This window comes from Arhodomonas sp. KWT (genome assembly GCF_010993615.1).
The window spans coordinates 1-3126 of the sequence record NZ_WNXE01000243.1 but is presented as its reverse complement, the minus strand read 5'-3'; the positions used below and the strand labels follow the sequence as shown (position 1 = coordinate 3126).

Below are 3126 nucleotides of genomic sequence, written 5' to 3'. Positions count from 1 at the left end.
GGCCACCTCGATCTGCGCCAGGCGCGCGCGTATCGACAGCCCGCCGATCAGCTCCGAGAGCTCGCCGAGGCGGTCCGCCACCCGGGGGTCGAGGACGTGGCACTCGCCGATGTCCGCGACGAACGGGCTCATCTTCTCGCGAAAACCCACGAGTACGCGGTCGCCCTTGGCGGGGACGAACTTCACCCCGAGCCGGGCCTTGCGCCGGTAGCCCCAGGGTTCGCCGGTCAGCGGCTCCAGCCACTGCTCCGGGCGCACGCCGCCCATGTGCTCGAACAGCTCGGCGAGCACCTCCCCCTTGTGACCGATCTGGTCCTCGGGCGAGAGGTGCTGGAGACTGCAGCCGCCGCAGGTGCCGTAGTGCGGGCAGCGCGGCTCGATCCGCCGCGGCGAGCCCTCCAGGACCTCCAGCAGCCGCGCCTCGTCGCGTCGGCGGTGGCGCTTGACGTACTGGAAGCGCACCCGCTCGCCGGGCAGCGCGCCGTCGACGAACACGGGCTTGTCCGCGACGTGGGTGATGCCGCGGCCCTCGTGACTCATACCCTCGATGGCGGCTTCCACCGGCTCGCGGGGAACCCGTCGCTTGCGTCGTGCCATGCCTCTCCCGTGTTGGTCGGTGCCGGCTATGCGCCCTGCCAGGCGGCCAGGAATTCGTTCAGGTGGGGCTGATCCTCCGCCGCGAGGCTCTCGCGCACCTGTTCGCAGGCGGCGGCATAGCCGTCCTCGTCCAGCCGGGCTCGGAGCAGCTCGTAGCGCAGGTAGAGCAGGTAGGTGTTGAGGACGTCCGTCTCGCAGTAGTTGCGCACGGCGTCATAGTCCCCCGCCTCGATGCGCGCGCGTACCTGATCGCCACTCATGCCCATCTTGCCGGGGAAGCCGCAGAGCGTGGCCATCTCGTCCAGCGGCGCGTTGGCCCGGGGCTGGAACCCGGCGAGCACGTCCATGAGGTCGGTGTGGCGCTCGTGGAAGCGGTTCAGGTAGTTGTCGAAGCGGAAGGTGCGGTCGCCGTCGCCGGTCTCGAAGTACTGCCTCGCGCTCACGCCGTGGATCATGCCGCGGTAGTGCAGCACGGGCAGGTCGAAACCGCCGCCGTTCCAGGACACGAGGCGCGGGACGTACCGCTCCAGACCGTCGAAAAAGCGCTGGATGATCTCGCCCTCGCCGGTATCCGCATCGCCGATGGAGAACACCCGGAAGCGATCGCCGATACGCGCGGCCACGGAAATCACGGCCACACGGTGGAGATGCAGGCGCAGGAAGTCGCTGCCGCCGGTCTCCGCGCGGCGGGTGGCGAGCATCGCCTCGGCGACCTGGCTGTCGTCCAGGCCGTCCAGCCCCAGCAGCCGGCGGCCGCCCTCGACGTCCGGCACCGTCTCGATGTCGAACGCGAACACGTTCATGCCGGCCATCAGTCCGGGAACACGCCGCTGGAGAGGTAACGATCGCCGCGGTCGCACACGATGGTCACGATGGTCGCGTTGGACACCTGCTCGGAGAGCCGCAGCGCCGCCTGCAGGGCGCCGCCGGAGGACACGCCGGCGAAGATGCCCTCCTCCGCGGCCATCCGCCGGGTCATCTCCTCGGCCTCCGCCTGGGTGACCTCGACCACCCGGTCCACGCGATCACGCTCGAAGATCCTCGGCAGGTAGGCCTCGGGCCACTTGCGGATGCCGGGGATGCTGGAGCCCTCGCCGGGCTGCACGCCGACGATCTCCACGCCCCGGTCCCGTTCCTTGAGGTAGCGCGACACGCCCATGATGGTGCCGGTGGTGCCCATGGAGCTGACGAAGTGGGTCACGCCGCCGCGGGTGTCGCGCCAGATCTCCGGGCCGGTGCCCTCGTAGTGGGCGCGCCAGTTGTCCGGATTGGCGAACTGGTCGAGCACCCGGCCGCTGCCCTCGGCCTGCATGCGCATGGCGAGGTCGCGGGCACCCTCCATGCCCTCCTCGCGGGAGACCAGCACGAGCTCCGCGCCGAAGGCCTTCATCGAGGCACGGCGCTCGGCGGTCATGTTCTCGGGCATGATCAGCACCATGCGGTAGCCGCGGATCGCCGCGGCCATCGCCAGGGCGATGCCGGTGTTGCCGCTGGTCGCCTCGATGAGGGTGTCGCCGGGACGGATCTCGCCGCGCTCCTCGGCGCGACGGATCATGCTCATCGCCGGGCGGTCCTTCACCGAACCGGCGGGGTTATTGCCCTCGAGCTTGAGCAGGATGGTGTTGCTGCCGGTGTCGGCGATGCGCTGCAGCCGCACCAGCGGCGTGCCGCCCACGTAGTCTTCGATCGTCGGGTATTCCATGCCCGCATTCTACTAACGCGCTCGCAGGTAACACCACCTTTCGGCACGAGCCCCCGCAGCCGCGCCCCGGGGACACCGGCACGGGCGCCCGGGCACGGAAGGCGCGGCGGTGAGCCCGCCGCGCCGGCGGCATCAGTCGATGCCCTGCCAGGCGCCGTCCACCAGGCGGCGCAGCCCGAGCGGGTTGCCCTCCTGCAGGGCCTCCGGCAGCAGCCCCGCCGGGCAGTCCTGGAGGCAGACCGGGCGCAGGAAGCGCTCGATGGCGAGGGTACCCACCGACGTCGTCCCCGGCGCCGTGGTCGCCGGCCAGGGGCCGCCGTGGACCATGGCATCGCAGACCGCCACACCGGTCGGATAGCCGTTGAACAGCACCCGGCCGGCGCGTTGCTGCAGGACGTCCACCAGCGCCCCGGCACCGGCCAGGTCCGCGTCGGTCCCGTGGACCGTGGCGGTGAGCTGCCCCGGCAGGTCCGCGGCGACGTCGCCCATGCCACCGGCATCGTCGACCGCGACGATCAGCGACGCCGGGCCGAAGACCTCCTCGGCCAGCGCCGGCTCCGCCGCGAAGGCGCGCCGGTCGGTGCGGAAAACCCGCGCCGCGGCCTGGCCGGCCGCGTCCCCGCCGGTACCCACGGCCTGCACGCCGCCCATGCCGGCGAGCCGCTCCGCCCCGGCGTCGTAGGCGGACTGGATGCCCTCGTGCAGCATCGTGGCCGGGGCGCGTGCCGCCAGCTCGTCGGCGACGGCGGCGCAGAAGCGATCCAGGTCCTCGCCCGCCTCGGCGAACAGCAGGCCCGGATTGGTGCAGAACTGCCCCGCACCCAGGG

The 3126-nt window shown here is 71.8% G+C and carries 3 protein-coding genes and 1 pseudogene; all 4 read right to left on the bottom strand.

Translation table 11 applies throughout. From position 1 onward, the window contains the following. A partial coding sequence (locus G7A99_RS17315) for a TRAM domain-containing protein (RefSeq protein ID WP_163142472.1) occupies positions 1–597 on the bottom strand: 597 nt, incomplete at its 3' end. Positions 598–623: 26 nt separating this feature from the next. Beyond that, entirely contained in the window at positions 624–1400 is a 777-nt protein-coding gene (locus tag G7A99_RS17310; RefSeq protein ID WP_163142469.1) for a 3'-5' exonuclease, read from the bottom strand. 8 nt (positions 1401–1408) lie between these two features. Next, positions 1409–2299: a cysteine synthase CysM gene (cysM, locus tag G7A99_RS17305; RefSeq protein ID WP_163142466.1), complete on the bottom strand. Its 891-nt coding sequence runs from the start codon at positions 2297–2299 to the stop codon at positions 1409–1411. A gap of 132 nt (positions 2300–2431) precedes the next feature. Continuing rightward, positions 2432–3126: pseudogene (locus tag G7A99_RS17300) on the bottom strand (aldehyde dehydrogenase (NADP(+))); the annotation flags it as partial.

Bases quoted from the DNA above. Each gene is read 5' to 3' on its own strand.
- G7A99_RS17310 (WP_163142469.1), bottom strand. From the start codon at position 1,400: ATGAACGTGTTCGCGTTCGACATCGAGACGGTGCCGGACGTCGAGGGC.
- cysM (WP_163142466.1), bottom strand. From the start codon at position 2,299: ATGGAATACCCGACGATCGAAGACTACGTGGGCGGCACGCCGCTGGTG.